This is a genomic window from Paenirhizobium cremeum (assembly GCF_022884085.1).
GTDB lineage: Bacteria > Pseudomonadota > Alphaproteobacteria > Rhizobiales > Rhizobiaceae > Allorhizobium > Allorhizobium cremeum.
Genome location: NZ_JAGGCS010000023.1, coordinates 14283 through 41035, shown reverse-complemented (window position 1 = coordinate 41035; position 26753 = coordinate 14283). Strand labels below are relative to the sequence as shown.

General features: G+C 60.5%; 22 protein-coding genes and 1 pseudogene. 4 read left to right on the top strand and 19 right to left on the bottom strand.

Annotated features, from left to right (window positions below; all coding sequences use genetic code 11):
• From J5N58_RS26080 to J5N58_RS25015, 5 genes and pseudogenes are all read right to left on the bottom strand, one after another.
• Positions 1 to 665: pseudogene (locus J5N58_RS26080) on the bottom strand (methyl-accepting chemotaxis protein); the annotation flags it as partial.
• A gap of 588 nt (positions 666 to 1253) precedes the next feature.
• Positions 1254 to 1775, bottom strand: coding sequence for a chemotaxis protein CheW (locus tag J5N58_RS25030; protein WP_112829980.1), 522 nt, complete (start codon positions 1773 to 1775; stop codon positions 1254 to 1256).
• Complete coding sequence (locus tag J5N58_RS25025; protein ID WP_113438494.1) at positions 1772 to 3802, bottom strand: chemotaxis protein CheA; 2031 nt, start codon at positions 3800 to 3802, stop codon at positions 1772 to 1774. The genes J5N58_RS25030 and J5N58_RS25025 overlap by 4 nt, the downstream gene beginning before the upstream one ends.
• Positions 3799 to 4167: a response regulator gene (locus tag J5N58_RS25020; RefSeq protein ID WP_099056040.1), complete on the bottom strand. Its 369-nt coding sequence runs from the start codon at positions 4165 to 4167 to the stop codon at positions 3799 to 3801. Before J5N58_RS25020 ends, J5N58_RS25025 begins: the two co-directional genes overlap by 4 nt.
• Positions 4164 to 4484: an STAS domain-containing protein gene (locus J5N58_RS25015; protein ID WP_113438493.1), complete on the bottom strand. Its 321-nt coding sequence runs from the start codon at positions 4482 to 4484 to the stop codon at positions 4164 to 4166. The genes J5N58_RS25020 and J5N58_RS25015 overlap by 4 nt, the downstream gene beginning before the upstream one ends.
• A gap of 315 nt (positions 4485 to 4799) precedes the next feature.
• Here J5N58_RS25015 and J5N58_RS25010 point away from each other — a divergent pair, with 315 nt between their 5' ends.
• From J5N58_RS25010 to J5N58_RS25000, 3 genes are all read left to right on the top strand, one after another.
• Entirely contained in the window at positions 4800 to 6545 is a 1746-nt protein-coding gene (locus J5N58_RS25010; protein ID WP_113443733.1) for a methyl-accepting chemotaxis protein, read from the top strand.
• 203 nt (positions 6546 to 6748) lie between these two features.
• On the top strand, positions 6749 to 7759 hold the full coding sequence (locus tag J5N58_RS25005) for a ligase-associated DNA damage response exonuclease (RefSeq protein ID WP_113443735.1): 1011 nt from the start codon (positions 6749 to 6751) through the stop codon (positions 7757 to 7759).
• A gap of 7 nt (positions 7760 to 7766) precedes the next feature.
• On the top strand, positions 7767 to 9392 hold the full coding sequence (locus J5N58_RS25000; RefSeq protein WP_113438491.1) for a cisplatin damage response ATP-dependent DNA ligase: 1626 nt from the start codon (positions 7767 to 7769) through the stop codon (positions 9390 to 9392).
• A gap of 3 nt (positions 9393 to 9395) precedes the next feature.
• On the opposite strand, the gene glpK is transcribed toward J5N58_RS25000, so the two are convergent.
• The 14 genes from glpK to J5N58_RS24930 all read right to left on the bottom strand — a co-directional run bounded on the left by glpK (position 9396) and on the right by J5N58_RS24930 (position 25090).
• On the bottom strand, positions 9396 to 10892 hold the full coding sequence (gene glpK, locus J5N58_RS24995) for a glycerol kinase GlpK (protein ID WP_113443732.1): 1497 nt from the start codon (positions 10890 to 10892) through the stop codon (positions 9396 to 9398).
• Positions 10893 to 11079: 187 nt separating this feature from the next.
• On the bottom strand, positions 11080 to 12801 hold the full coding sequence (locus tag J5N58_RS24990; protein ID WP_112829986.1) for an ABC transporter substrate-binding protein: 1722 nt from the start codon (positions 12799 to 12801) through the stop codon (positions 11080 to 11082).
• A 78-nt stretch (positions 12802 to 12879) separates the two neighbouring features.
• Positions 12880 to 13161 (bottom strand): DUF2160 domain-containing protein, encoded by a 282-nt coding sequence (locus J5N58_RS24985; RefSeq protein WP_112829987.1) that lies wholly within the window; start codon positions 13159 to 13161, stop codon positions 12880 to 12882.
• A 15-nt stretch (positions 13162 to 13176) separates the two neighbouring features.
• Complete coding sequence (locus tag J5N58_RS24980) at positions 13177 to 13992, bottom strand: carbohydrate ABC transporter permease (RefSeq protein ID WP_112829988.1); 816 nt, start codon at positions 13990 to 13992, stop codon at positions 13177 to 13179.
• Between the two features lie 13 nt (positions 13993 to 14005).
• Positions 14006 to 14875, bottom strand: a complete 870-nt coding sequence (locus J5N58_RS24975) for a carbohydrate ABC transporter permease (protein WP_112829989.1) — start codon at positions 14873 to 14875, stop codon at positions 14006 to 14008.
• Between the two features lie 3 nt (positions 14876 to 14878).
• Positions 14879 to 15949, bottom strand: a complete 1071-nt coding sequence (locus tag J5N58_RS24970; RefSeq protein WP_113443731.1) for an ABC transporter ATP-binding protein — start codon at positions 15947 to 15949, stop codon at positions 14879 to 14881.
• A 14-nt stretch (positions 15950 to 15963) separates the two neighbouring features.
• The gene (locus J5N58_RS24965; RefSeq protein WP_112829991.1) at positions 15964 to 17046 is read right to left on the bottom strand and encodes an ABC transporter ATP-binding protein; all 1083 of its coding nucleotides are present in this window, start codon (positions 17044 to 17046) and stop codon (positions 15964 to 15966) included.
• 60 nt (positions 17047 to 17106) lie between these two features.
• Positions 17107 to 18618 (bottom strand): glycerol-3-phosphate dehydrogenase, encoded by a 1512-nt coding sequence (locus J5N58_RS24960; RefSeq protein ID WP_112829992.1) that lies wholly within the window; start codon positions 18616 to 18618, stop codon positions 17107 to 17109.
• A 120-nt stretch (positions 18619 to 18738) separates the two neighbouring features.
• Entirely contained in the window at positions 18739 to 19503 is a 765-nt protein-coding gene (locus J5N58_RS24955; RefSeq protein WP_112830023.1) for a DeoR/GlpR family DNA-binding transcription regulator, read from the bottom strand.
• A 175-nt stretch (positions 19504 to 19678) separates the two neighbouring features.
• Complete coding sequence (locus J5N58_RS24950) at positions 19679 to 20539, bottom strand: dipeptide ABC transporter ATP-binding protein (protein ID WP_113443729.1); 861 nt, start codon at positions 20537 to 20539, stop codon at positions 19679 to 19681.
• Entirely contained in the window at positions 20536 to 21384 is an 849-nt protein-coding gene (locus J5N58_RS24945; protein ID WP_113467478.1) for an ABC transporter ATP-binding protein, read from the bottom strand. The genes J5N58_RS24950 and J5N58_RS24945 overlap by 4 nt, the downstream gene beginning before the upstream one ends.
• A gap of 1 nt (position 21385) precedes the next feature.
• Entirely contained in the window at positions 21386 to 22294 is a 909-nt protein-coding gene (locus J5N58_RS24940; protein WP_244712516.1) for an ABC transporter permease subunit, read from the bottom strand.
• 15 nt (positions 22295 to 22309) lie between these two features.
• Complete coding sequence (locus J5N58_RS24935; protein WP_113340516.1) at positions 22310 to 23314, bottom strand: ABC transporter permease subunit; 1005 nt, start codon at positions 23312 to 23314, stop codon at positions 22310 to 22312.
• 180 nt (positions 23315 to 23494) lie between these two features.
• A complete protein-coding gene (locus J5N58_RS24930) occupies positions 23495 to 25090 on the bottom strand; it encodes an ABC transporter substrate-binding protein (protein WP_113467476.1) in 1596 nt (531 codons plus the stop codon).
• Between the two features lie 1092 nt (positions 25091 to 26182).
• Here J5N58_RS24930 and J5N58_RS24925 point away from each other — a divergent pair.
• Positions 26183 to 26695 (top strand): thermonuclease family protein, encoded by a 513-nt coding sequence (locus J5N58_RS24925; RefSeq protein ID WP_244712518.1) that lies wholly within the window; start codon positions 26183 to 26185, stop codon positions 26693 to 26695.
• Positions 26696 to 26753: the final 58 nt, after the last annotated feature.

Below are 26753 nucleotides of genomic sequence, written 5' to 3'. Positions count from 1 at the left end.
GACTGCACCGTCTCGCCAGACATCGCGCTGATTTCGGCTGCTGCAGACTGGGAGCGTTCGGCAAGCTTGCGTACTTCCGAAGCAACCACCGCAAAGCCCTTGCCGTGTTCGCCGGCGCGCGCTGCCTCGACCGCGGCGTTGAGCGCCAGAAGATCGGTCTGCCGGGCGATTTCCTGCACGATCGAGATCTTCTCGGCGATCGTGCGCATTGCGGCCACGGCCCGGTTCACCGCATCGCCGCTCGCTTCGGCATCCTTGGCAGACTGGCGGGCGATCTTTTCCGTCTGGGCCGCATTGTCGGCGTTCTGCTTGATGTTGGCCGCCATCTGCTCCATCGAGGCAGAGGCTTCTTCCGCCGAAGCAGCCTGTTCCGTCGCACCCTGCGAGAGCTGTTCCGAGCTCGCCGAAAGCTCCTGGCTGCCCGACGACACGTTGTCAGACGCAGAAAGCGCGTCCGCAACAACACCACGAAGCCGCTCGACCATTTCGTTGACATAGGAGAGAAGCTCACCCACCTCGTCGCGAGTGGTTACCTGCGCTGTTCTCGTCAGATCGCCCTCGGCAACGCTGCGGACTGCGGTCACGGCCCGCGAAAGGCCACGGCTGATCGTCAGCGACAGCCAGACCGCGGCAGCGACAGCGATCGCGAAAGCAACGCCGGCAACAGTCAGCAGGAGGGTGCGCGTCTCCTGATAGCTTTGCTCAGCTTCGACTTTCGCCTCCTCCATCTTGGCAATGGACAGAGCCTGCAGCTTGATAGCAACTTCGCGCAGCGGCAGCGAAACCTTGTTCAGTTCCACGCTCGCGTAGGAAAGAGCCGAATCACGTCCCTGGGCTTTGTGGATCTGCTCGATCTCCTTCGTCACTTCGCCGAGAGCCTTGGTCGCGGTCTGCAGCTCAAGCCACATCGGGCGCCCTTCCTCGCTGGCGTTTGGAAGGCCCTTCTCGATGGCGTTCGCGAGGTTCTGCGTACGCTGCTCGGCACTGCGGTAATCGGCTTCCGATTGTTCCATCGTCGTACGCAGAAGGGCATTGCGCTGCGCACGCACTTGCTCGGCCTGTTCGATGTTGACCTGCATAGCATGTTGAAGCTGCGTGGCTGGACCATTGATAACCGCTGCGAGCGCATGGTCCATGCTTGCAAGACTATTTACGGCGTAGAGAGTTACACCGACAAGAAGGAGCACGACTGCGGAAAAAGCCAGTGCGAGTTTCAGTTTAATGGTGAAGCGCATGACGCGGAATTCCTTGGGTCACGAGGACAAATTGGCGATATGAAAATGGGAGCGGTCGACCTTCTGGGAAAAGATCGCTTCGAGATTAGGCAAAATGATAAAATCGCTGTCCCTCTTCACCAGGCAGTGGATGAAGTCAGGACGCCAGCGCATGCCGACGCTCGGCGGCGGCTCGCTTGCGGCACGATTGAGTGTGGTGACTTCATTCACCTTATCGGTCCGGACGCCGACCAGGGTCAGTTCGCCCTCGATATCCAGCTCGATCACGATGATCCGGCTATCGATCGTCGGCTGGGTGGCTTCCATGCCAAAGGCCAGCCTTATGTCCGCGAGCGGTATGACCTTGCCACGGAAATTGATGACGCTGCCGACGAATGGCCGACTGCCCGGCACCGCCGTTTCCGGCAAGAGATCGAGAATTTCCTGAACGATGACGGCGTCGAAGGCAAAGGTCTCGCCGGCCAGTTCGAAGGTCAGGACCTCCGCCTCGTTGGCCTCGCCCCAATAATCGGTCCTTACCATCTTCAGTGCTTCGCTCATCCTGCCGCGCGCAACTGCGCCTCCTGATGTTGACCCGACGCCACCAGGTGGGTGACATCCAGGATAAGGGCGACGCTGCCATCGCCAAGGATCGTGGCGCCGGAGAAGGTCGCGACGTCGTGATGCAGCTTCGACAGCGACTTGATGACCGTCTGGTGGTCACCGATGATCTGGTCGACAACCAGCCCGACCCGTTCGGTGCCGGTGGAGATGACGACGATCTTCTGGAAGGGATCCGGCGTCGTGCCGGTATGGAAGAGTTCGCGTAACCGGATGAAGGGCACGAGGCTTTCCCGGAGAGAAATGAAGCTGCGGCCGCGCGAGCGCATGTCGTCCTCAACGGAGAGCTCGAGGCATTCCTCGACCGCCGAAAGCGGAATAACATAAGGTGCATTGCCGACCCGCACCAGCAGGCCGTCAATGATCGCCAGCGTCAGCGGAATGCGCAGCGATATCTCGGAGCCTTCACCGGGCGTGCTGGTGACATCGATGGTGCCCCGAAGAGCCTCCACCGTCTTCTTGACGACGTCCATGCCAACGCCGCGGCCGGACAGATTGGTGATCGTCGCAGCCGTGGAGAAACCGGGCTGGAAGATCATCTGCAACAATTCCTGATCCGTCAGCGTGGCGCCGGGCTGAACCAGACCGGAAGATTCCGCCTTGGCCCGGACGCGGGCCCGATCGATGCCGCGACCATCGTCCTTGATGGTGATGATGACCTCCCCGCCCGATTGATGGGCCGAGAGTATGATGCGGCCTGTCTCATCCTTGCCGGCGCCACGGCGGTCCTGCGGCAGTTCCAGACCATGGTCGATGGAGTTGCGCACCAGATGCACCAGAGGATCGGCGAGGCGATCGATGACGGTCTTGTCGACCTCGGTCGTTTCGCCTTCGGTGATGAGCTCGATCTTCTTGCCCGTCTCGCGGGAAAGGTCGTGCACGAGGCGGCGGAAGCGGCCGAAGAGGCTTGCGACCGGCATCATGCGCAGAACCATCATCGTATCGCGCAATTCGCCCGACAGGCGCTCGATATCTTCGGAGACCGCGCGCAGCTGGATTTCCATCGTCGCGTCAGCCAGCTGCGACAGGCGCGACTGGGCGATCACCAGTTCGCCGACCCTGTCCATCAGTTCATCGAGCCGTTCGGCTGGAACGCGCACGTTTTCCGCCGCCTTGGCCTGCTGTTGCTGTGGCCTGCTGTCGGCAGCGGGCGCTACAGTCTCGTTCGTCTTCGCCTGGGTCTGCGGAACTTCCGTAACCGCCGGCACCGGCGCGGCTGGCGCCGCCGTCTTTACCGCCTCGGGCTTTGCAGCCTCGTCCTGCAGTCGCTCGATCGACAGTTCCATCTCGTCCATGACGAAGATGAAAACATCCTCGATCGCGTCGCGTCCGGCGTCGGTGACAAGATGGATATCCCAGGCAAGGTGGATTTCCGTCGGAACAAGCGCGTCCAGGGGAGGAACCTTGCTGACATCGGCTACGATGCGGCAATCGCCGAGATCGCGCAATTCATCGAGCAGGCCGAGCGGATTGGTACCGTTCGCCATGGAGTCGCGTGGCAGGCTGAAACGAATGCGCCAAGAACCGCCCTTTGGTTCTTGCTGAACCGGCTGAGCCGCGACGGCTGCGGGCTGAGCGGAAACTGCGCCGCCCGAACCGGCGACCGCGGCCTGCAGCACGGCGAGAAGTTCGGCGCTCTTTTCCTCGTGATCACCGTTCGGCGTTTCAAGCAGCGCCCGCATATGATCCTGAGCCGCAAGAACGGCGGCGACCAGTTCTTGGGTGGCGGGCACATCGCCCTTGCGCACGCGGTCGAATGCGGTTTCGCAATGATGGGTGAAGGCGGCCAGCGCATCGAAGCCGAACATCGCGCCGGAGCCCTTGAGGGTGTGGAGACCACGAAAGACTGCGTCAATCTGGTCCTTGTCGTCCAATCGGCTGGTGAGGTCGAGCAAACCCGCCTCGACCTGTTCAAGCAATTCAGTCGCTTCCGTCAGGAAGACTGCGATTGGATCGACGTCCGTCATCTGCCGAGAACCTTCTTAGCGACTTTCACAAGATTTTCAGGATCGAAAGGCTTGGTCAGCCAGCCGGTCGCGCCCGCCGCCTTTGCCTGCTGCTTGATGTCTCCGTCCGATTCGGTCGTCAGGAAGATGATCGGAATACCGGTGTTCGCGGGAACCTTGCGCAGTTCCCGGATCATGGTCAGCCCGTCCATGTTCGGCATGTTGAGATCGGTGATGATGAGGTCGAACTGACCACCATTCACCTTGGCAAGGCCATCGGTGCCGTCGACGGCTTCCGTCACCTGATAGCCGGCATTGGTCAGTGCGATACGGGTGGTAAGGCGAACGCTGGCGGAATCATCCACCGTAAGAATCTTGGCGCTCATCGAAGGTCTCCTCCATTGAGCCAGAAATCGGATGTTGCGGATTTGGAAGCGTCGACCAGGCCGACACGTTGAAGCACGTCGAGAAGTCTGCCGCTCGCGGGGTGATTGAGTGTCAGGGACTTGCCGCGGCCGGTGGCATAGCGCCGAGCCGATTCAATCAACTGGACGAAACTGGCGTCGAAATCGGCGTCACCGGCTATATCCAGAGAGATGCTTTCATTCTCTCCGATAAAATCGAGCAATTCCTTGTGAAGAACCGTCGCGTTTCGGATGGTACAAGGACCATCCAACTTTAGTATTGCCACACCGGTCGACATTGTTCCCCCGAACCTGTCAGCAGTTCTACTGCGTCGAAAAAAAAGCTCTCATCGGACGGTTAATGTGTCGTAAACAGGTTACGACGACTTTTAACTCCCCGATATTCGCTAGAATTTTACCAAAATCGAAAAGTCCAACTTTACCAATGGCTGGAATTCTATCCGCGCGTTGTGGATGGCTTAAGCTTCTTCATGCAGCATGGCCGCAAATGTCAAAAAACGACTACTCTAGCGAATAGCCAAATTCGACTTTCAAAAAAGCGCAAGATTTCCAAATGCGCCAAGAAGACCTGAAACGGGCGGGGATTAGACAGCATGCAGCACGCCAGACTTAGCCATGATCTCACGACATCCGGGAACGGCGTGATTTCCGCCGATCTCGAACAGGCGCGCACGGCCATCGAGAAACGTTTTCTCGAAGGCGGCACCATCCTGCTCTCGGTCCTGGAATCCATCGACAAGCTGGCGGCGACGCTGGATGCCGTGACAGGCGCGCTTGACGGCGACAACGCTGAAGCGACGGGCCGCGAACTCAAGGCGACCATGACGGAGCTTTCGGCGCTGCCAGAGCGGGAAAGCCGGCGGCAGTCGGCGCTCGCCACCATTTCCTCGATCGAAAAAGGGTTGCGCGACAAGGTCGTGACGATGCGCGAAACGTTGCGCTACCTGCGTACCTTCGCGATTACCGCCAAGATCACCGGCGCCGGTATCGCGGATTTTGCCGGCTTTGCAGAGGAAATCATCGAGCGCATCCAGTATGGCGCAAGCCAGGTCGACAAGTTTGCCGAAACGCTCGACCAACTCGGCAAGCGTCTCGACCCGGCGGCGGCCCGCGGTCGGGAAATCCTGCATCAGTTCGAGACCGTGGTTCCCGGCATCGTCAAGGATCTTGCCGAAAGCAGCGAGCTCCTGACCGAGCAGCATCGCACGCTTGGCGCCACCGCCCAGCGGGTGCGCAAGCTTGCCGGCGGCGTTCAAACGAAGCTTGCGACGGTGCTTTCCGCTATGCAGATTGGCGACATTTCCCGCCAGCGCATCGAGCATTGCCAATCGGCCTTCGCTATCCTTGACGACTATCTCGAAACGGGCGAAGGGCGCTCGCTTTCGCAAGATCAAAAGAACCGGCTTTCGATCGCCATCACCTGTCTGGTCGCCCGTCAGCTCGAACAGACGAGTGCAGATTTCGACCGCGACACGACAAAGATCGTCAACACGATGGGAAGCTTCCGCGGCGATATCGGCGAGATGCTGTCGCTGCGCGACCTGATGGCCGGCAATGGCGAAAGCGGCAACAGCCGCGCAATCCGGCAGCTGGAACAGAATGTTGCGGCAGCCCGAAAGATCGTGACGACCGTGGAGGCGGCCTCGCTCGAAGCCACCGATCTCAGCCGCAGCACCGCCGAACTGGTCGGCGAACTGGTTTCCGGTATCGAGATCGTCCGCGTGGTCCGCACCGACATCCAGTATATGGCGCTGAACACCAATCTGCGCTGCAGCCGCATCGGCGAGGAAGGCCGCGCGATCAATGTCGTGACGGCCGAGCTGCGCAATTTCGCCGGCCAGATGGACGAGACGGCGGAAACCATCCTGACGGCGCTGCATGCGCTTCAGGAGGCTGCTGCAGACATGGCGGAGGGAACGGACGGCCTGGACGGCGACGTCAACCTCGGACAACGCCTGCAGTCCGCGGCCTGCCGCATCCATGACGCGGGCGACAGCATGGAAAAGGATCTTGCCCGTCTTGGCGAGGATGGCCGCGACGCCGCCGAGCGCATGGAAAAGGCGATGGTCCAGCTCGATTACAAGGCGGAACTCGGCGACATTCTCGCACGTTGCTCCGACGAAGTGGCCGGGGCTGCCCCGGGTGTCCCGCCGGCTCTCTCGGATCTCAGCCATGCAATCGAGGCAATCGGCAGCCAGATCTATCGCAGCTATACCATGGCGGCCGAACGCGAGATTCACGCGGCCGTTCTTCCGCTACCGGCAGCCACCGCCGCGCCGGTTGCCGCCGCCTCGGCAGCGGATGATGACGAAGATCTCTTCGAGTCAGCTCTGTTCTAAGGCAACCACAAATAGATGAACCCATCGATGGGGCCTGTATTGCAGGATGCAGGCCCCGCCTTCGTTTTATGACCTGGTGAGGCCTGCTCAGAGGCAACTCGGATAAAGCAGGATGCGCCGTGCGAATGCCTCGCGCCAAGACGTGCTCTGCCGAAGAACCGCACTGGCGGGATGGATGTCGCCACCCTATTTGAAGCTGGATGATAAAGCCGGAAGCCCTGCTCCATCCGACGCCGGAAGGCCTCTATTGCCCGCTAGGCGATTTTCACGTCGATCCGGTCCGTCCGGTCTCGCGGGCATTGATTACGCATGCTCACTCCGACCATGCCAGGCCCGGCCACGGAAAAGTGCTCGCTACCCGCCAGACGCTCGACATCATGCGCATTCGCCTCGGGCCGGATTTCTGTGACAGCGAACAGGCGATTGCATTGGGACGCCCCCTCGACCTGAACGGGGTCGCCGTCAGCTTTCATCCCGCAGGCCATGTGCTGGGATCAGCCCAGATCGCAATCGAGAGGCAAGGAACGCGGATCGTCGTCTCGGGCGATTACAAGCGCGGCATCGATCCCACCTGCGCACCGTTCGAGCCTGTCGCCTGCGACGTCTTCATTACGGAGGCGACCTTCGCACTTCCGGTCTTTCATCATCCCGATCCTGACAGGGAGATCGGCAAGCTCATCACTTCCCTGTCCCAATTTCCGGATCGCAGCCATCTGGTTGGCGCCTATGCGCTGGGCAAGGCGCAGCGAGTAATCTCGCTCATTCGTCGCGCGGGATATGACGAACCGATCTATATCCATGGCGCGCTCTCCCGGCTTTGCGAATATTATGCAGACGAAGGCATTCCGCTTGGCGAACTCAGGCCAGCGACCGACGATACGGTGGCCGCGGACGGGTTTCGCGGCAAGGTCGTCATCGGTCCGCCATCCGCCTTCAACGACCGGTGGGCGCGACGCTTCAACGATCCGTTGTCGATCTTCGCATCCGGCTGGATGATGATCCGCCAGCGCGCCAAGCAGCTTGGCGTCGAGCTTCCGCTCGTCATCTCGGATCACTGCGACTGGCCGGAACTCACCACCACGATTCGGGAAATTGCGCCTCAGCAAGTCTGGGTAACGCACGGGCGCGAGGAGGCGCTGGTGCGCTGGTGCGAGCTGAGCGGCATCGCGGCCCGGCCGCTGCATCTTGTCGGCTATGAGGACGAGGGAGACTGACGGCGTCATGAAAGCCTTCTCCGACCTGCTCGACCGCCTCGTGCTGACGCCCGCGCGCAACGGCAAGCTGACGCTGCTCACCGACTATTTCCGCGATACCCCCGATCCCGACAGGGGTTACGGGCTCGCCGTTCTCGCCGGTACGCTCGACCTTGCCAATGTGAAGCCGGCTCTCCTGCGCGAGCTGGTACTGGAGCGGATGGATGAGGAGCTATTCCGCTATTCCTACGATTACGTCGGGGACCTCGCCGAAACCATCTCGCTGGTATGGGACGGCGACCGGGTCACCCAGCGTTCGCTCACAAGCCAGCCACGGCTTTCCGAGGTGATCCATGCCCTGCAGACCGCCAGCCGCAGCGACACGCGCAGTGTCGTCCGGGGGCTGCTCGACGCACTCGACACATCCGGCCGTTTCGCCTTTCTGAAGCTGGTGACCGGTGGCTTAAGGATCGGGGTATCGGCCCGCCTTGCCAAGCAGGCGCTTGCGCAATTCGGCCGGAAGGAGGTGAGCGAGATCGAAACGCTCTGGCACGGGCTCGAGCCGCCCTACGAAAACCTGTTCGCCTGGCTGGAAGATCGCGGCGACAAGCCGGTTCTTGCAACGCCGGCGATCTTTCACTCGGTCATGCTCTCCAATCCCGTTGGCGACCGCGATCTGGAAGGACTGGACCCCAAGGACTTTGCCGCCGAGTGGAAATGGGATGGCATCCGTGTGCAGCTTTCTCATTTCGGCGGAAGGCGAAAGCTCTACTCCCGCTCGGGCGACGACATCTCCGCCGCCTTTCCGGATGTGCTGGACGCCGCCGAGTTCGAGGGCGTGATCGACGGCGAACTGTTGATCGGCGGAACGCTCCGCTCGAACGAGCCAACCCGGACATTTTCCGACCTTCAGCAGCGGCTGAACCGCAAGACCGTTTCCAGCAAGATGATCCGCGACTACCCGGCCTTCATCCGGGCCTATGACATGCTCTTCGATCGCGATACCGACATTCGCGCCGAGACATTTCTCATCCGCCGGGAACGGCTCGTCCGCACAATCGAGAATGTCGCGCTGACACGTTTCGACCTTTCTCCGCTGGTGCCGTTTTCCTCATGGGAAGAGCTCGACCGTTTGCGTGGCGATCCACCCGATCCTGTGATCGAGGGCGTGATGATAAAGCGGTTGGACAGCAGCTATCAGGCCGGGCGCATAAAGGGGCCGTGGTTCAAATGGAAGCGCGACCCGATGAATGTCGACGCCGTGCTGATGTATGCGCAGCGCGGCCACGGCAAACGTTCGAGCTATTATTCCGATTTCACTTTCGGGGTCTGGACCGCCGATCCGGAGCAGGGCGACGTACTCGTTCCCGTCGGAAAGGCCTATTTCGGCTTTACCGATGCGGAACTCGAACTTCTCGACCGCTATGTGCGCAACAATACCATCGATCGGTTCGGCCCGGTTCGAGCGCTGAGAGCCGACCACGATCACGGCTTCGTCGTGGAAGTGGCCTTCGAAGGCATCGCACGGTCCGGCCGGCACAAATCCGGAGTGGCGATGCGGTTTCCCCGCATCGCACGGCTGCGGCAGGACAAGCTGCCGCGGGAGGCCGACCGGCTGGAAACGCTGGTCGGCATGATCGACAGGGCAAGCTGAGCGTCAACGCCGCTTGGTCAGGCAGCGCGACACGCTGTCGTGCCAACCGGCAATAGCCGCAATACGCTCGGCCTGCGGCATGGCAGGCTCGAAACGATGATCGCGACGCCAGCGTTCGGCAAAGCCCTTGCGATCCGGCCAGATGCCAGCGCGGGAGCCCGCGAGCCATGCGGCGCCGAGGACCGTCGTTTCAAGGATCACCGGCCGGTCGACCGGGCTTGCCAGAATGTCAGCGAGCCGCTGCATGGTCCAGTCGGAGGCAACCATGCCGCCATCGACGCGCAGCACGGTCTTGTCGGCTGCACCGTTCCAGTCCTTCTTCATCGCCTCCAGCAGGTCGTGGGTCTGGTAAGCGACGCTTTCCAGGGCTGCGCGGGCGAATTCCTCCGGCCCGGTGCTGCGCGTCAGGCCGAAAATCGCGCCGCGCGCATCCGCATCCCAATAAGGAGCTCCAAGACCGGTGAAAGCAGGCACGAGATAAACGCGCTGGTTAGGGTCCGCCTTCATGGCCAGCGCGCCCACCTCGGATGAAACGCCGATGAAACCGAGTTCGTCACGCAACCACTGCACCGCCGCGCCGGCGATAAAGATAGAGCCCTCCAGCGCATAGGTCGTCACCCCGTCCAGCCGGTAGGCGATGGTCGTCAGCAGGCGGTTCGACGAGGCGACCCGGTCGGTGCCGGTGTTGAGCAGGGCAAAGCAGCCGGTGCCATAAGTGGATTTCATCATGCCGGGCTCGAAGCAGGCGTTGCCGATCACGGCGGCCTGCTGGTCGCCCGCGACACCCAGAATGGGGATGGCGACGCCGAAGACCGCCGGATCGGTCACGCCGAAATCGGCGGCGCAATCCTTGACTTCCGGGAGCATGGCGGCGGGAACATCGAGAATCGACAGAAGTTCGTCGTCCCAGCGGTTCTCGCCGATATTGTAAAGAAGCGTGCGGGACGCGTTCGTGGCGTCGGTAACATGCACCTTGCCGCCCGTCAGCTTGTAGATGAGCCAGCTATCCACTGTGCCGAAGCAAACCTCGCCGGCCTCGGCGCGGGCGCGCAATCCTTCGACATTGGTCAAGAGCCAGGAAAGCTTTGTGCCGGAAAAATAGGGATCAAGCAGCAGGCCGGTCTTTGCGGTGAACTTCGGTTCGAGGCCTTTTTCCTTCAGCTCCTCGCAGAAACGGGCCGTGCGGCGATCCTGCCAGACGATCGCGCGGTGCAGCGGCTCGCCGGTCTTGCGGTCCCACACGACCGTGGTCTCGCGCTGGTTGGTGATGCCGATCGCTGTGATGTCGGCGGCGGATACGCTTGCCTTGGTAAGTGCGGTTCGAACGGTTGCGAGAACGCTTCTCCAGATTTCCTCTGCATCGTGTTCCACCCAGCCGGAAGACGGGAAATGCTGCGTGAATTCCTGCTGGCCAACGCCCGCAATCGTCATGTCTCCATCGAAGACAACGGCGCGGCTGGATGTGGTTCCCTGATCGATGGCGAGGATGTAACCACCCATGGACTGTCTCGCTCCCTTTCGCATGGCAGGTGAAAACAGGATGCCTGCCCTGCCTCTACTCTTTGTCCCGCGCCGTCAAGGACGCAAGATCCCTCCATATTTTCGGGAAACCGTCGTCATTCCCGAAACACAGGTGACCGGGGCGCTTGGTCCGCGCCCCGGTCCTTCTCCCGATTTCTACCAGGATTTACTTCTTCCAGCTGGCGACGAGTTCGTCATAGTTGACGGTGACGGGCTTTTCCTTCTCGTTCTCGATCTTCAGCTGCGGCGCAAGATTGCCCTTCGCGACGGCATCCTTGTTCCAGTACTCGATATCATGCTCTTCGGCGAGCTTCGGACCCATATCACCCTGAACGCCGGAACGTTCGAGGCGGGAAAGGACCTTTTCCTGCTCGGCGCACAGCGAGTCCATGGCTTCCTGAGCGGTCTTCGCACCGGAAGAGGCATCGCCGATTGCTTGCCACCAGAGCTGAGCGAGCTTCGGATAGTCAGGAATGTTCGTGCCCGTCGGCGACCACTGCAGGCGAGCCGGCGAACGGTAGAACTCGATCAGACCGCCGAGCTTCGGCGCGCGATCGGTGAAGGACTGGTGATCCAGCGTCGACTGACGGATGAAGGTCAGGCCGACATGGCTCTTCTTGACGTCGACCGTCTTCGAGGTGACGAACTGGGCGTAGAGCCATGCGGCCTTGGCGCGGTCGTCGGGCGTCGACTTCATCAGCGTCCAGGAACCGGCGTCCTGATAGCCGAGCTTCATGCCGTCCTTCCAGTAGACGCCATGCGGAGACGGAGCGAAACGCCACTTCGGCGTGCCGTCCGAATTGACGACCGGCAGGCCATCCTTGACGAAGTCAGCCGTAAATGCCGTGTAGGTGAACATCTGCTGGGCAATCTCACCCTGCGACGGCACCGGACCGGATTCCGAGAAGGTCATGCCGGCGGCGGAAGCCGGAGCATAGGCCTTCAGCCAATCAAGATACTTCTGGATCGAATAGACGGCTGCCGGGCCGTTGGTATCGCCGCCACGGGCGACGCAGGAGCCGACCGGCCGAGAATTCTCGTCGACCTTGATGCCCCATTCATCGACCGGCTTTCCGTTCGGAATACCCTTGTCGCCGTTGCCGGCCATGGAGAGCCAGGCGTCGGTGAAGCGCCAGCCGAGCGACGGGTCCTTCTTGCCGTAGTCCATGTGGCCATAGACCTTCTTGCCGTCGATCTCGCGGCCGGTGAAGAATTCGGCGATATCCTCGTAAGCCGACCAGTTGACGGGAACGCCGAGGTCGTAGCCATACTTCGCCTTGAAGTCCTCCTTGTTCTTCGGATCGTTGAACCAGTCGTAACGGAACCAGTAAAGGTTGGCGAACTGCTGGTCGGGAAGCTGGTAAAGCTTGCCATCCGGAGCGGTGGTGAAGGACTTGCCGATGAAGTCATCGATGTCGAGGCCGGGATTGGTGACGTCCTTGCCTTCGTTGGCCATCCAGTCGGTCAGCGAGCGGGCCTGCTGGTAGCGCCAATGAGTGCCGATGAGATCGCTATCGTTGACATAGGCGTCATAGATGTTTTCGCCCGACTGCATCTGCGTCTGCAGCTTCTCGATCACATCGCCTTCGCCGATGAGATCGTGGGTGATCTTGATACCGGTGATCGCGGTGAAGGCGGGTGCCAGAACCTTCGATTCATATTCATGGGTGGTGATGGTTTCCGAAACCACCTTGATTTCCATACCGGCAAAAGGTTTGGCAGCGTCGATGAACCACTGCATTTCCTTTTCCTGATCGGCGCGGGAGAGGGCCGAAAGGTCCCCCACTTCCTTGTCCAGGAACTGTTTTGCCTCCTCCATGCCGGCGAAAGCCGTGCCGGTAAGTGCCAGCAGCATGGCTGCCGTCGTCGTCAAAAGATGCCGTCGCATGATTGTCCTCCCAAGGGTTTGCGATTGCAGTTTCTTTCGTCGTGGATGCCGGTCCTCCCGCCATCCGTCCTTTCTGCCTCACACGAAGCGGAATACGCCAACGGCGTAGACCACTGACAAGGCGAGAGCCCACCAGAGGTTGGGACCGCCAAGTCCCAGCCAGGCAAGATGAATGAATGCCGAACCGAGCAGCGAAACGAAAAGCCGGTCGCCGCGGGTCGTTTCGAAGCGCAGGATGCCGATGCGCGGATTGCCGCCCGGCGCGAAATATTCCCACACCGCCATCAGCGCAATCAGGGCAAAGATGCCGCCGAAGAACAGCGCTGTCGGCAACGTCCAGGCCATCCAGGAAAAGTTCATCAGAGCCTCCCTTACTCAGACGCGGCCCAGGGCGAAGCCCTTGGCGATGTAGTTACGGACAAAATAGATGACGAGCGCGCCGGGAATGATCGTGAGAACACCCGCGGCGGCCAGCACGCCCCAGTCCATGCCCGAGGCCGAAACCGTGCGGGTCATAATCGCGGCAATCGGCTTGGCGTCCGTCGTCGTCAGCGTGCGGGCGATCAGCAATTCGACCCACGAGAACATGAAGCAGAAGAAGGCGGCGACACCGATGCCGGAGGCAATCAGCGGCATGAAGATCTTCACGAAGAATTTCGGGAAGGAATAGCCGTCGATATAGGCGGTCTCGTCGATTTCCTTCGGCACGCCGGACATGAAGCCCTCAAGGATCCAGACGGCGAGCGGCACGTTGAACAGGCAGTGAGCGATGGCCACCGCAATGTGGGTGTCGATCAGGCCGAAGGCCGAATAGAGCTGGAAGAAGGGTAGCGCGAAGACGGCAGGCGGCGCCATGCGGTTGGTCAGCAACCAGAAGAACAGGTGCTTGTCGCCAAGGAACCGGTAGCGCGAGAAGGCATAGGCCGCCGGCAGCGCCGCCGTGACCGAGATCACGGTGTTCATCACCACGTAGATGATCGAGTTGATATAGCCCTTGTACCAGGAGGGATCGGTGAAGATCACCGCATAGTTCCTGAGTGTCGGATTGCTGGGCCATAGCGACAAGGCGCCGAGGATCTCGGTATTTTCCTTGAAGCTCATATTGACCAGCCAGTAGATCGGCAGGATCAGGAAGACGATGTAGATCGTCGGAACGAGAAAGGAGAGCCTGCCGCGCGTATCGTGGTTCATCGTCCTGCCTCCCTCACTTTTCCGCTGCATCGCTGTTGGTCATAACGGTGTAGAAAATCCAGGACAGGGCCAGGATAATCAGGAAGTAGATGATCGACATGGCAGCCGCCGGGCCGAGGTCGAACTGGCCGACCGCCATCTTGACCAGGTCGATCGACAGGAAGGTCGTGGAGTTGCCGGGGCCGCCGCCGGTGACGACGAATGGTTCGGTATAGATCATGAAGCTGTCCATGAAGCGCAGCAGCACCGCGATCAGAAGCACACGCTTCATCTTCGGCAACTGGATGTAACGGAATACCGACCAGCGGGATGCACCATCGATCTTGGCCGCCTGATAATAGGCATCCGGGATCGACACGAGACCGGCATAGCAGAGCAGCACGACGAGGCTTGTCCAGTGCCACACATCCATGACGATGACGGTGATCCACGCGGCGACCGGATCCTGCGTATAGTTATAGCTGACGCCGAGCGCCGTCAGCGTGTGGCCGAGAAGGCCGATATCGACGCGGCCGAATACCTGCCAGATGGTGCCGACGACGTTCCACGGAATGAGCAGCGGCAGCGCCATCAGCACGAGGCAAACGGGAACGCCAAGCCCCTTCTTCGGCATGTTGAGCGCAATCAGGATGCCGAGCGGAACCTCGATCGCCAGGATCACCATGGAAAAGATCAGGTTGCGCACCAGCGCATCCCAGAAACGGTCGGATTCGAGGATTTCCTTGAACCAGTCCGTGCCGGCCCAGAAGAATTCGTTGTTTCCGAACGTATCCTGCACCGAATAGTTCACCACCGTCATCAGCGGGATCACCGCCGAGAAGGCCACCAGCACCAGGACCGGCAGCACCATGAACCAGGCCTTGTTGTTCCAGGTCTTTTCCACGGGTCAGCCCTCCATGCCCACGCGCCAGGAATCGGCGTAGATACCAATCGCCTTCGGGTCGAAAGTGATGCGCGCCTCCGCCGGCACCTCGTCATCCTCGGCAAGGACGATCGACAACGGCTGGCCGCAGAATGTGGCGCGAACGATCTTCTGGCGGCCGATGTCCTCGACCTTGCTGACCTGAACCGGCATGCCTTCGCGTCCGAGACGGACGAATTCAGGCCGGATACCGAGCTCTACCTTGCCGGCGGCGCCGAGCTTGGGCGAGCCGGCTAGCGGAATGGATTGATCGCCAATACGGGCAGAAGAGCCCTCTACGGCGACCGGCATGACGTTCATGCCCGGAGAGCCGATGAAATAGCCGACGAATGTGTGGCTCGGCTTTTCGAAGAGTTCGGCCGGCGTGCCGATCTGCACGATCTGCCCGTCATACATCACCACCACCTTGTCGGCGAAGGTGAGCGCCTCGGTCTGGTCATGCGTGACATAGACCATGGTGAAACCGGACTGGCGGTGCAGCCGCTTCAGTTGCGACCGCAGTACCCATTTCATATGCGGGTCGATCACCGTCAGCGGTTCGTCGAAGAGGATCGCATTGACATCTGCCCGCACGAGGCCGCGGCCCAGGGAAATCTTCTGCTTCTGGTCGGCGGTCAGGCCTTGCGCCCGGCGCTTCGCCATGCCGCCGAGGTCGATCATTTCGAGGATCTCCGCAACACGATGCTGAACCTCGGCTTCCGGCACATGCCGGTTGCGCAAGGGAAAGGCGAGATTGTCGAACACCGTCATCGTGTCGTAGACGACCGGGAACTGGAAAACCTGCGCAATGTTGCGCTGCTCGGTCGAGAGCCTGGTAACATCGACCCCATCGAATTCGATATGTCCTTCAGAAGGATAAAGCAGCCCGGAAATGATGTTGAGCAAAGTGGTCTTGCCGCAGCCGGAGGGACCAAGCAGCGCATAGGCGCCGCCATCGGCCCATTCGTGATGCACTTCCTTAAGTGCGTAGTCGCCGGCAGCCTGCGCCTTGGCGCTGTAAGCGTGACGGATGTGCTGGAGATTGATGCGTGCCATGATCCCGTACCTCCTCACACCGCCTCGGAGGCCGGCGCGCCAAGCGCGCGACCCTCGCCATCGAACGCCATCAGATGGCGCGCATCGACATAGACCTCGATTTCCCGATCCGGCTCGATGTCATGGATGCCATGAGCGAGCATGACCCAGCGGGCGCCAGCGAATTCGAGGTGAATAAAGCTTTCCGAGCCGGCTATCTCGGAGATCAGGGTACGGGCGCTCACTCTGGCGACAGCGTCATGCTGGCGGCGAAGCGCCAGATGGTGCGGCTGGAATGCAATCGTAACCGGACCGTTCGCAACATCGAGCAAATGCGGAGGCACCGGAAGCGCGGCCTGTTCGCCGACGCGAAATACGCCATCGGCCTTGACGGCCTGAATGGTGTTCAGCGGCGGATCGGCGAAGGTTTTTGCCGTGAGGAGATCGACCGGATGGCGATAGACCTCGATCGTCGGACCGAACTGGGTGATGCGGCCTTCGCTGAGCGTGGCCGTATTGCCGCCAAGCAGCAGCGCCTCGGAGGGTTCCGTGGTGGCGTAGACGAAGATCGCGCCGGATTCGGCGAAAATCTTGGGCAGTTCTTCGCGCAGTTCCTCGCGCAGTTTGTAATCGAGGTTTGCCAGCGGCTCGTCGAGCAGGACCAGATTGGCCTTCTTGACGATCGCCCGCGCCAGCGCCGTACGCTGCTGCTGGCCGCCGGAAAGATTGAGCGGCGTACGATCAAGATAGGGCGTGAGCTTGAGGAGGTCGGCCGCCTTGCGCACTTCGCGATCAATGGTCGCGTGGTCCTTTCCGGCAATCCGCATCGGCGAGGCGATGTTTTCATAGACGGTCAGCGCCGGATAGTTGATAAACTGCTGATATACCATGGCAACGTTGCGCTTCTGCACCGGGACGCCGGTCACGTCCTCGCCGTCGAAATGGATCGCGCCCTCGGTCGGCTTGTCGAGGCCAGCCATGAGGCGCATCAGCGAGGTCTTGCCGGAGAGCGTCGGCCCGAGCAGGACGTTCAGCGTACCCCGCCGTAACGTCAGATCGGTCGGGCGAATATGGAATTCGCCACCCGCCATCTTCGACACATTGCGCAATTCGAGCATTTTTTCCTCGGGCCTCCTCCAACCGTCGGCGATAGATATGAACAAGTCCGGCCGGGCGCGTCAGTGAACGACAGCGCCTGCCATATATTCCTCAAGTTCCGCGGCCTCCACGGCCGTCAGGAACAATCCCTGTTTCGTGCGCCGCCACAGCACATCGTCTGCCGTGCGCGCCCATTCCCTATCGATCAGCCAGCGAACTTCCGCTTCGTAGAGCGTGCCGCCAAAAAACCTACCCAGATCCTCCGGCCGCGATGCGTGGCCGATAATGGAATTCGCCAGCGTCCCGTAACAGCGGACGAGCCGCTCGGCGTGCGGTCGTGACAGGAAAGGGGCGTGCTTCGCAAGCTTGGCAACTTCCGCCTCGTAGCCAGTCGGCCCGAAATCACCACCCGGAAGCCGGCTTCCGGCTGTCCAGGAAGAACCCTTCACACCGATGGCCTCGCCGATCTTTTCCAGCGCGTGCTCGGCCAGTCGCCGATAGGTCGTCAGCTTGCCGCCGAAGACATTGAGCAGGGGCGGGCCGGCCCTGTCTCCATCCAGCTTCAACACATAATCACGGGTCGCCTCCTGGGCCTTGGAGGCGCCGTCGTCATAAAGCGGGCGCACCGCCGAATAAGTCCAGACGATATCTTCGGGACGCACCGGTTCGGCAAAATACTCGCTTGCCGCATTGCACAGATAGGTGACCTCTTCGTCGCTGATCTTCACACTTTTAGGATCGCCCGAATAGTCGCGATCCGTTGTCCCGATCAGCGTGAATTCCTTTTCATAAGGGATCGCGAAGATGATGCGGTTATCCGGATTCTGAAAGAAATAGGCGCGCGGGTCGGAGAACTTCTTGCGCACCACGATATGGCTGCCCTGCACGAGACGGACATTGTGCACGTTGTTGCGCCCGAAAGCGCCGGCCAGCACCTGATCCACCCAGGGACCCGCGGCATTGACCAGCATGCGAGACCGGAAGGTCGTCACGGCTCCGGTCTGTTCGTTGCGGACATCGACCACCCAGACGTCGCCGTCCCGGCGCGCCGACACGACCTTTGAACGGCTGAGGATAGTGGCACCGCGATCAGCGGCATCACGGGCATTCAACACGACCATGCGCGCGTCATCGACCCAGCCGTCGGAATATTCGAAAGCACGCGAAAACAGCGGCTTCAGCGGCTTGCCGGCGACATCGCGCCGAAGATCGAGCGTCTTCGTCGGCGGCAGAAGCTTGCGTCCACCCAGATGATCGTAAAGGAAAAGTCCGAGCCGGATGAGCCATGCGGGGCGAATGCCGCCCTTCTGGAAAGGCAGGACGAAGCGCATGGGCCAGATGATATGCGGCGCCATTGCCCAAAGCACCTCACGCTCCATAAGCGCCTCGCGCACAAGCCGAAATTCGTAGTATTCGAGATAACGAAGGCCGCCATGAATGAGCTTGGTCGCGCCTGACGAGGTGCCGGAGGCGAAATCGTTCATTTCGGCGAGCGCCACGGAGTAGCCACGACCAACAGCATCGCGGGCAATGCCGCAACCGTTGATGCCGCCACCGATCACAAACAGATCGAAAACCGTATCGCCTGACATTCTTTTCCCCACCCTATTTCGCATTGCACAAATTTTTGCAAATGCGAAAGTATGTTTATCTAATTCGAAATCAAATCGAATGTCAAACGAAGATTTATCGATCCCTTGCGGGGGTGTACTTCATGGTGCAGTCTCGATGAGATTAACGCCGTTTTCGACGCAGATCGTCCGTATCGCATCCAGTGGACAGCGATCGGTGATGAAGGTATGGACCTGTGAAAGATGGCCGATGCGCACCGGAGCAGTACGCTCGAACTTGCTGGAATCGCTCACCAATATGACATGCCGGGCATTGGCCATGATGGCCTGGGCCACCTTTACCTCGCGAAAGTCGAAATCAAGAAGCGCGCCGTCTCCATCGATTGCCGACACGCCGATGACGGCGAAATCCACCTTGAACTGCCGAATGAAATCGACCGCCGCCTCACCGACGATGCCGCCGTCGGAGCCACGGACAACACCACCGGCAATCACCACCTCGATCGAGGGGAACACCCTCAAGCGATTGGCAACGTTGATGTTATTGGTGATGACCATGAGTTCGCGGTGGTCGGTGAGCGCTTCGCCCACGGCTTCCGTCGTCGTACCGATATTGATGAAAAGCGAGGAGTTGTCGGGAATGAGGGCGGCTGCGGCCCTGCCGATCGCCTGTTTTTCGGAAGCGGCAATCGACCGCCGCGCCTCGTATTTGACGTTTTCGTTGCCACTCGGGAAGATCGCGCCGCCATGAATGCGCGTCAGCGCCCGACCGTCGCAGAGGTCATTCAAATCCTTGCGGATCGTCTGGGGCGTGACGGAAAAACGGGTGGCGAGTTCATCGACCAGAACGCGGCCCTGTTCCTTGGCGAGCGCTACGATTTCCGCCTGACGCGGGGTAAGCAACATGACGATCCCTCCCATTCGCTTTTCTTTTTCGTTTTTCTTCATCCTACGGAAAAACGAAAATCCAGCAATAGGCTCATCAGTGATTACGGGCTCTACGGCATAAGCGCTGGCCAAGAAAAAGGCCGGCGCTTTCGCGCCGGCCTGTAGTCTACGCCGCTATCGTGCGGAGACCCGATCAGGCCACCTTTGTTCCCGTCTTCTTTGCAGCAATGCGGGCGCGAATCGATTCGACGTCGGCGCGCGGCGTCGCGGCAAACAATGTCCGGGTATAGTCGTGCTTCGGATCTGAGAAGACTTCGTCGCGGCTGCCATATTCGACTGCCTCGCCGTAATACATCACCATCACCTCGTCCGCGATGTAGCGCACAACCGAGAGATCGTGGCTGATGAAGACATAGGTCAGGCCGAACTCGTCCTGAAGATCCGCCAGCAGGTTCAGCACCTGTGCCTGTACCGAAAGGTCGAGGGCGGAAACCGGCTCGTCCAGCACAAGCAGCTTCGGATTCAGCATCAGCGCGCGGGCAATGGCGATACGCTGACGCTGGCCGCCGGAGAACATGTGCGGATAGCGATTGTAGTGTTCCGGTCCAAGGCCGACTTTCACCAGCATTTCCGTCGCCCGCTCGCGACGTTCGGCAGCGGCCATGTTCGTGTTGATCGCCAGCGGCTCGCCGAGAACGTCGCCGATCTTCTGGCGTGGGTTGAGCGATCCATAGGGGTTCTGGAAGACGATCTGCACCTTCTGGCGCATTTCCGCCGTAAGATGACCCGGACGGGTGTCGACCGGCTTTCCCTCAATCAGGAGTTCGCCCGATGTCGGCTCGTCGATGAAGGTCAGGATGCGGGCGAGCGTGGACTTGCCGCAGCCGCTTTCGCCGACGATGGCAAGCGTCTTGCCGGTTTCCAGCTTGAAAGACACGCCCTTGACGGCATGCACGACCTTCTCCGGTTTGAAGAGGCCGGTCGGCACGTGGTAATCGCGCTTGATATTACGGATCTCGAGCATCGGCGGTTGTGTCGCGGTCGTATCGCTCATGTGTTTTCTCCTGCTGCCGAACCTGCGAGGAAGTCGGAAACGGTCGTCAGACGATCCCCGGTCGCGTTCTCCGGCAAGGCGGAAAGAAGAGCGCGCGTATAGGCGTTCTTCGGCGCTTCGAAGAGCGAGAGCACGTCGGCCTCTTCCATCTTGCGGCCCTTGTACTGCACAATCACACGGTCGGCGGTCTCGGCCACGACGCCCATGTCATGGGTAATCATAATGAGGCCCATGCCGTTCTTTGCCTGCAGGTCCATCAGGAGGTCGAGGATCTGTTTCTGGATGGTCACGTCGAGCGCGGTGGTCGGCTCGTCGGCGATCAGAAGCTTCGGATCGCAGGCGATCGCCATGGCGATCATCACGCGCTGGCACTGGCCACCGGACATCTGGTGCGGGAAGTGATTGAGCCGCTCGGCCGGATCGGGCAAGCCGACCAGCCGGAAAAGCTCGATGGCGCGCTCGCGACGGGCGGTCTTGCCGAGGCCCATATGAATGCGCAGAACTTCCTCGATCTGGAAACCCACGGTGAAGCAGGGATTGAGGCTTGCCACCGGTTCCTGGAAGATCATGGCGATGTCTTTGCCGATCAGCTTGCGCCGTTCGGCGGGCGAAATGCGCATGATGTCCTTGCCCTGAAAGAGCATGCTGTCGGCGGTAATCTTCGCCGTCCAGGGTAGAAGGCCCATGACGGCGAGCATCGAGACCGACTTGCCGGAGCCTGATTCACCGACGATCGCCAGCACTTCGCCGGCTTCCACCGAAAGTGATACGCCATCGACCGCCTTGAACCAGCCAGAGGCCGTTTCGAATTCGACGGTCAGGTTCTGAATATCGAGAAGCGCCATGTCAGGACCTCTTCAGTTTCGGATCGAGCGCATCGCGCAGACCGTCGCCCATCAGGTTGATGGCGAGAACGGTGATGAGGATGGCAAGACCGGGGAAGGTGACCACCCACCAGGCACGCAGGATGAATTCGCGGGCTTCAGCGAGCATGGTTCCCCATTCCGGAGCCGGCGGCTGAGCGCCCATGCCGAGAAAGCCGAGGGCAGCGGCATCGAGGATCGCGTTGGAGAAGGACAGCGTCGCCTGAACGATCAGCGGCGCGGTACAGTTCGGCAGGATGGTGCGGAACATCAGCCGGAAAGGGCCGGCGCCCGCAAGGCGGGCGGCGGTCACGTAGTCGCGGCTCTTCTCCGCCATGACTGCCGCGCGGGTGAGGCGCACGAAATGCGGCTGAAGGGTGAGCGCGATGGCAATCATGCCGTTGGTCAGGCTCGGCCCGAGGATAGCGACCAGCACCAGGGCGAGAAGCAACGATGGGAAGGCTAGGATGATGTCCATCAGGCGCATGATGACGGTATCGATCCAGCCGCGGTAGTAGCCGGCGATCAGGCCGACGAGAATGCCGCCGGTCAGCGACAACGTGGTGACGAAGACACCGATGAAGAGCGAATATTGGGCACCGTAGATCAGGCGGGAAAGAATGTCGCGACCGACAGGATCCGTACCGAGCAAATAGGCGGTGTTGCCGCCTTCGACCCACGACGGCGGAAGGAGAATCGCGTCGCGATACTGTTCGAACGGGGAATGGGGCGCGACCAGCGGCGCAAGGATCGCGACCAGCACGAGCGCGATGAAGACGACGAGCCCGATCACCGCCCCGCGATTTTCGGAGAAATAGAACCAGAATTCGGCCAGCATCTGGCGGCGCATCGCCGCGCTTGAGACCGTCTGGCCTTGAGTTGTCTCAGCCATGGAGTTTTTCACCTCTTAGTGGCGGATACGCGGGTTGATCAGGCCGTAAAGCAGATCAACAATGAGATTGACGACCATGATGATGCCGGCGATCAGAAGAAGGCCGCCCTGGATCACCGGATAGTCGCGACGGAAGACGCTATCGACCATCCACTTGCCGATGCCCGGCCAGGAGAAGATCGTCTCGGTCAGGATGGCGCCGGCGAGCATGACGCCGATCTGCAGGCCGATCGTGGTGATGACCGGGATCATTGCGTTCCGCAGGGCGTGCAGGCCGATGACCCGGAAGGGCGAAAGACCCTTGGCGCGAGCCGTGCGGATATAGTCTTCCGAGAGCACTTCGAGCATGGCCGAGCGCGTTTGGCGGGCGATGACGGCGAGCGGGATGGTAGCAAGCACGATCGAAGGCAGGACCAGATGGCTGAGCGCGGACGAAAAAGCACCCTTCTGGCCCGACAACAGCGAGTCGATCAGCATGAAGCCCGTTACCGGGGGGAAGAAATACATCAGCGAGATGCGGCCCGACACCGGGGTCCATTGCAATATTCCGGAGAACAGGATGATGAGCAGCAGGCCCCACCAGAAGATCGGCATGGAATAGCCGACGAGGGCCACACCCATCATCGACTGGTCGAAAACCGAACCCCGCTTGATCGCTGCGATGACGCCAGCCGGTATGCCGAGGACGATCGCGATGATGATCGCACAGAAGGAGAGCTCGACCGTTGCCGGAAACAGCGACATGAACTGGTCGAGGATCGGAGACTTGGAGACGATGGAGGAGCCGAAATCACCGGTCAGCACGCCGCCCAGATAATCGAGATACTGGATGACCAGGGGCCGGTCGAGGCCGAGCTGGGCGCTGATCTGGGCATGCCGCTCGGGCGACATGACACGTTCGCCGGACAGCAGAGCGACCGGATCGCCCGGAAGCAGCCGGATGAAGGCGAAGGCTATGATCGATACCCCGATGAATGTCGGGATGAGGACGGCAAGCCGCCGCAGGAGAAAGCCAAACATGAGGGACCCGCTTATGTTTTTCTTGGAGGTCTGTAATCGTCGGCCGATCTCTGGCCGATCTTGCTCGGGAAGCAGCAACTGCGTTCCGGAAGCTCCGGCTCGACGGTAACAACCGCCGGGCTGTCATGCAATCACCGCGGAAGCGCGTGGCTTCCGCGGTGATCCGTTCAATCCTGACGATTACTCGGCGATGTCGACGTTTTCGAAGGTGAAGTCGCCGAGCGGGCTCTGGACGAAGCCGGAGACATCCTTGCGCATCGGAACGACGGACAGGGAGTGGTCAAGCGTTGCCCACGGCGCTTCGCGCTTGAAGATGACCTGAGCCTCTTCGTAGAGCTTGGTGCGCTCAGCCTTGTCCGAGGTGACCTTGGCCTTCTTCACGAGGGCGTCGAACTCCGGGTTGCACCACTGGGCGCGGTTATTGCCGCCGACGGCTTCGCAGCCGAGCAGGGTGTCGAGGAAGTTGTCCGGGTCACCATTGTCGCCGGTCCAGCCGAGCATGGCCGCGCCATCGCGATCCTTGGCCTTGGAACGGTCGAGATATTCAGCCCATTCATAAGAGACGATCTCGACCTTGACGCCGATCTTGGCGAAGTCGTCCTGCATGATTTCGGCCGCGCGGCGGGCGTTCAGCATGTAGGGACGCGACACCGGCATGGCCCAGATCTTCATCGACAGATCCTTGACGCCGGCTTCCTCAAGCATCTTCTTGGCTGCATCGAGGTCGTAGGTGTCGTCTTCGATCTTGTCGTTATAGGACCACATTGTCGGCGGGATCGGGTTCTTCGCCGGGGTGGCCATGCCCTGGAACACGGCGTCGACGATTGCCTTCTTGTTGATCGCCTTGTTCAGCGCCTTGCGGACTTCGACCTTGTCGAAGGGCGACTGCGTGGTGTTGTAGGCGAGGTAGGCAACGTTCAGGCCTTCCTGTTCCATGACCTTTAGGTTCGGATCGGCCTTCATGGATTCAACGTCGGCAGCGTTCGGGAACGGCATCAGGTGGCATTCACCGGCCTTCAGCTTCTGATAGCGAACGGCAGCGTCGGTGGTGATTGCGAAGACGAGATCGTCGATCTTCGGAGCGCCGCCCCAGTAGTCGGCGTTCTTCTTGTAGCGGATGACGGCATCCTGCTGGTAGCCGACGAAGATGAACGGGCCAGTGCCGACCGGCATCTGGTTCAACTGTTCCTTCTTGCCTTCGGCGTCGAGCTTGTCGGCATATTCCTTCGACATGATCGAAGCGAACGGCATGGCGACGTTGGCGAGGAACGGAGCTTCAGCACGGTTGAGGACGAACTTGACCGTGAGGTCATCGACCTTCTCGACGGACTTGATGAGTTCCGGGAAGCCCATGCCGGCAGCATATTCCCAGGACGTGCCCGGGACGTACTGGTGCCAAGGATGGTCAGCCTTGATCTGGCGCTCGATCGAGAAAACGACGTCGTCAGCGTTCAGTTCGCGGGTCGGAGTGAAGAAATCGGTGGTCTGGAACTTCACGCCAGGACGCAGCTTGAAGAGGTATTCCTTGCCGTCCTCGGAAACGGTCCAGCTTTCTGCGAGGCCGGCAACCGGATTGGTCGTGCCCGGCTCGAATTCGAGCAGACGGCTGTAGACCGGATGAGCCGAGGCATCAAAGGTCGTGCCGGCGGTGTAGAGACCCGGGTCGAAGCCTTCCGGCGAGCCTTCGGAGCAGTACACGAAGGTCTTGGCGCTGGCGGCGGTAGAAAGGAATGTGGCCGCGAGCAGAGCCGCAGCAAAGCCAATCTTCAATTTCATTGATGTTCTCCCATTGGCGAAATCCGGCCGCGCCGGTTCCACCGGTTTCTGTCTGACGCAACGCACCCCAATATCTGCGCAGCGCCGTTCTGTTCGTGGAAACGCCCACGAAGGCGAAAGCCTCGCCGGGCCGGACCTGGTCGCGATTTGACAACTGTTCTTCGCAGACCAGTCGCGCCCGGCAGGCGCTCTGGCCTTTTTCTTATCGGTAAAAAAAACGATGTAAAGAGAGATTCTGCCGCAGTTTTGCTCCATCTTGGCCAAATTTCCGTCATCGCGCAGTTTTCTTAAACGTTTCATATCGTCCAAATTCCATTAATTTCGTGGGAAATTTGATGACCGGCGATATCCGCGCAGCTCTTCAGCGCGCGCTTTTTTAGATCTTCCTCCGCTCCGTAAGCGACACGATCGCTCAGGCACCCCCTCCCAGCCGTTTCGAAGGGGATATCTTCCATGAAGAACCGACCGGCGGGGAACAAGAAACATCATGGAAATGCCGCGTTGACCTCCCATATAAAGAAGAACAGGAATGTCAGGGGGAGCCGATGAAACTTTTAGCGCTTGTTCTTTCAACCGCTCTCGTCGTTTCTGCGGCGGTTCCGACACAAGCCGCTGAACCGCGTAATCCGCGCGTCAGCGACAAGAACTATATCGATTGCCAGCGCATGCCCGACCGTTGCGCAGGCAAGGATTCCCAGCGGGCAAGACGGGATTACTACCGCCAGAATACAAGACAGGGCAACAGCCCCTGTACGTTCCGGGGCGAGCAGCGAACCTGGTCCGAGGATTGCGAGTAAGACGGAGTCATCTCACCGCCGGGAAAGCGACTGAGCGCTTCCTTTGCGGTCAGGGTCCATCTAAGGCCGCCGGCTTGCTTGCGGGTCCCTTATCCTTGCCTTGTCGCGGACTGTCATCGCAAGTAACCGACAATACGGGAAATGCTTCAGTTCGATTGGGCCAAGAATGGCTGTATTCGCGCGCAGCCAACGCCGTCGTGTAATGTGCCGGATCACTTAAATTAGAGCGATCTTCGGAACCGCGTATGAACCGGCCGCATTGTATCGATGCCATTATCGTCATCGGGATATTACAATGCTTGCCTTGCTTGATCTCCTTGCCAGACTCGCAGCAGCGATCCTGCTGGTGACTGCGGGAATTGCCCTCTCTTCCGGATGGGCGCAAGAGACATCGTCGAACCGTCGGCTCGACATACGTTCCGAAGTGGTCTGGACGCAAGTTCCGGTCCGTATCGATCGGTCGGCCCAAACATATGAGCGCATCGCACCGGCGACCGACCCCTATCCGCTGAAACTCCAGGCGACGCGACGGCTCCATGTAATCGATAACAGCACATTCCGTTATGACGGATCGGATTTCCGGCTCGCGGGTGTGACGCCGGTGGAGCGAGGCAGGATCTGCGTAACCGGCGAAGGCTTGCGGCAAGCCTGTGGCCTCAAAGCATTCAAGGCCCTCGACAATGCCCTGCGCAGCCCGCATGTGGAATGTCGCGTCGTCAGGCCGGAGGCGGCCACCCGTGAGGTGGAATGCGTGGTTGACGGAAGCGACCTCCGAAACCTTCTTCCCCAGCTCGAAGCGGCCGGCTAATCACGCGCTCACCGCGGCGGCCTTCTGGAAGCGCCACCCCAGGAAAGCGGGACCACTT

Excerpts from the sequence above, each read along its gene's own strand:
- J5N58_RS25030 (WP_112829980.1), bottom strand. The coding sequence starts at position 1,775 with ATGAGCGAAGCACTGAAGATGGTAAGGACCGATTATTGGGGCGAGGCC.
- J5N58_RS25025 (WP_113438494.1), bottom strand. The coding sequence starts at position 3,802 with ATGACGGACGTCGATCCAATCGCAGTCTTCCTGACGGAAGCGACTGAA.
- J5N58_RS25020 (WP_099056040.1), bottom strand. The coding sequence starts at position 4,167 with ATGAGCGCCAAGATTCTTACGGTGGATGATTCCGCCAGCGTTCGCCTT.
- J5N58_RS25015 (WP_113438493.1), bottom strand. The coding sequence starts at position 4,484 with ATGTCGACCGGTGTGGCAATACTAAAGTTGGATGGTCCTTGTACCATC.
- J5N58_RS25010 (WP_113443733.1), top strand. The coding sequence starts at position 4,800 with ATGCAGCACGCCAGACTTAGCCATGATCTCACGACATCCGGGAACGGC.
- J5N58_RS25000 (WP_113438491.1), top strand. The coding sequence starts at position 7,767 with ATGAAAGCCTTCTCCGACCTGCTCGACCGCCTCGTGCTGACGCCCGCG.
- glpK (WP_113443732.1), bottom strand. The coding sequence starts at position 10,892 with ATGGGTGGTTACATCCTCGCCATCGATCAGGGAACCACATCCAGCCGC.
- J5N58_RS24990 (WP_112829986.1), bottom strand. The coding sequence starts at position 12,801 with ATGCGACGGCATCTTTTGACGACGACGGCAGCCATGCTGCTGGCACTT.
- J5N58_RS24985 (WP_112829987.1), bottom strand. The coding sequence starts at position 13,161 with ATGAACTTTTCCTGGATGGCCTGGACGTTGCCGACAGCGCTGTTCTTC.
- J5N58_RS24980 (WP_112829988.1), bottom strand. The coding sequence starts at position 13,992 with ATGAACCACGATACGCGCGGCAGGCTCTCCTTTCTCGTTCCGACGATC.
- J5N58_RS24970 (WP_113443731.1), bottom strand. The coding sequence starts at position 15,949 with ATGGCACGCATCAATCTCCAGCACATCCGTCACGCTTACAGCGCCAAG.
- J5N58_RS24965 (WP_112829991.1), bottom strand. The coding sequence starts at position 17,046 with ATGCTCGAATTGCGCAATGTGTCGAAGATGGCGGGTGGCGAATTCCAT.
- J5N58_RS24960 (WP_112829992.1), bottom strand. The coding sequence starts at position 18,618 with ATGTCAGGCGATACGGTTTTCGATCTGTTTGTGATCGGTGGCGGCATC.
- J5N58_RS24955 (WP_112830023.1), bottom strand. The coding sequence starts at position 19,503 with ATGTTGCTTACCCCGCGTCAGGCGGAAATCGTAGCGCTCGCCAAGGAA.
- J5N58_RS24950 (WP_113443729.1), bottom strand. The coding sequence starts at position 20,539 with ATGAGCGATACGACCGCGACACAACCGCCGATGCTCGAGATCCGTAAT.
- J5N58_RS24945 (WP_113467478.1), bottom strand. The coding sequence starts at position 21,384 with ATGGCGCTTCTCGATATTCAGAACCTGACCGTCGAATTCGAAACGGCC.
- J5N58_RS24940 (WP_244712516.1), bottom strand. The coding sequence starts at position 22,294 with ATGGCTGAGACAACTCAAGGCCAGACGGTCTCAAGCGCGGCGATGCGC.
- J5N58_RS24935 (WP_113340516.1), bottom strand. The coding sequence starts at position 23,314 with ATGTTTGGCTTTCTCCTGCGGCGGCTTGCCGTCCTCATCCCGACATTC.
- J5N58_RS24930 (WP_113467476.1), bottom strand. The coding sequence starts at position 25,090 with ATGAAATTGAAGATTGGCTTTGCTGCGGCTCTGCTCGCGGCCACATTC.
- J5N58_RS24925 (WP_244712518.1), top strand. The coding sequence starts at position 26,183 with ATGCTTGCCTTGCTTGATCTCCTTGCCAGACTCGCAGCAGCGATCCTG.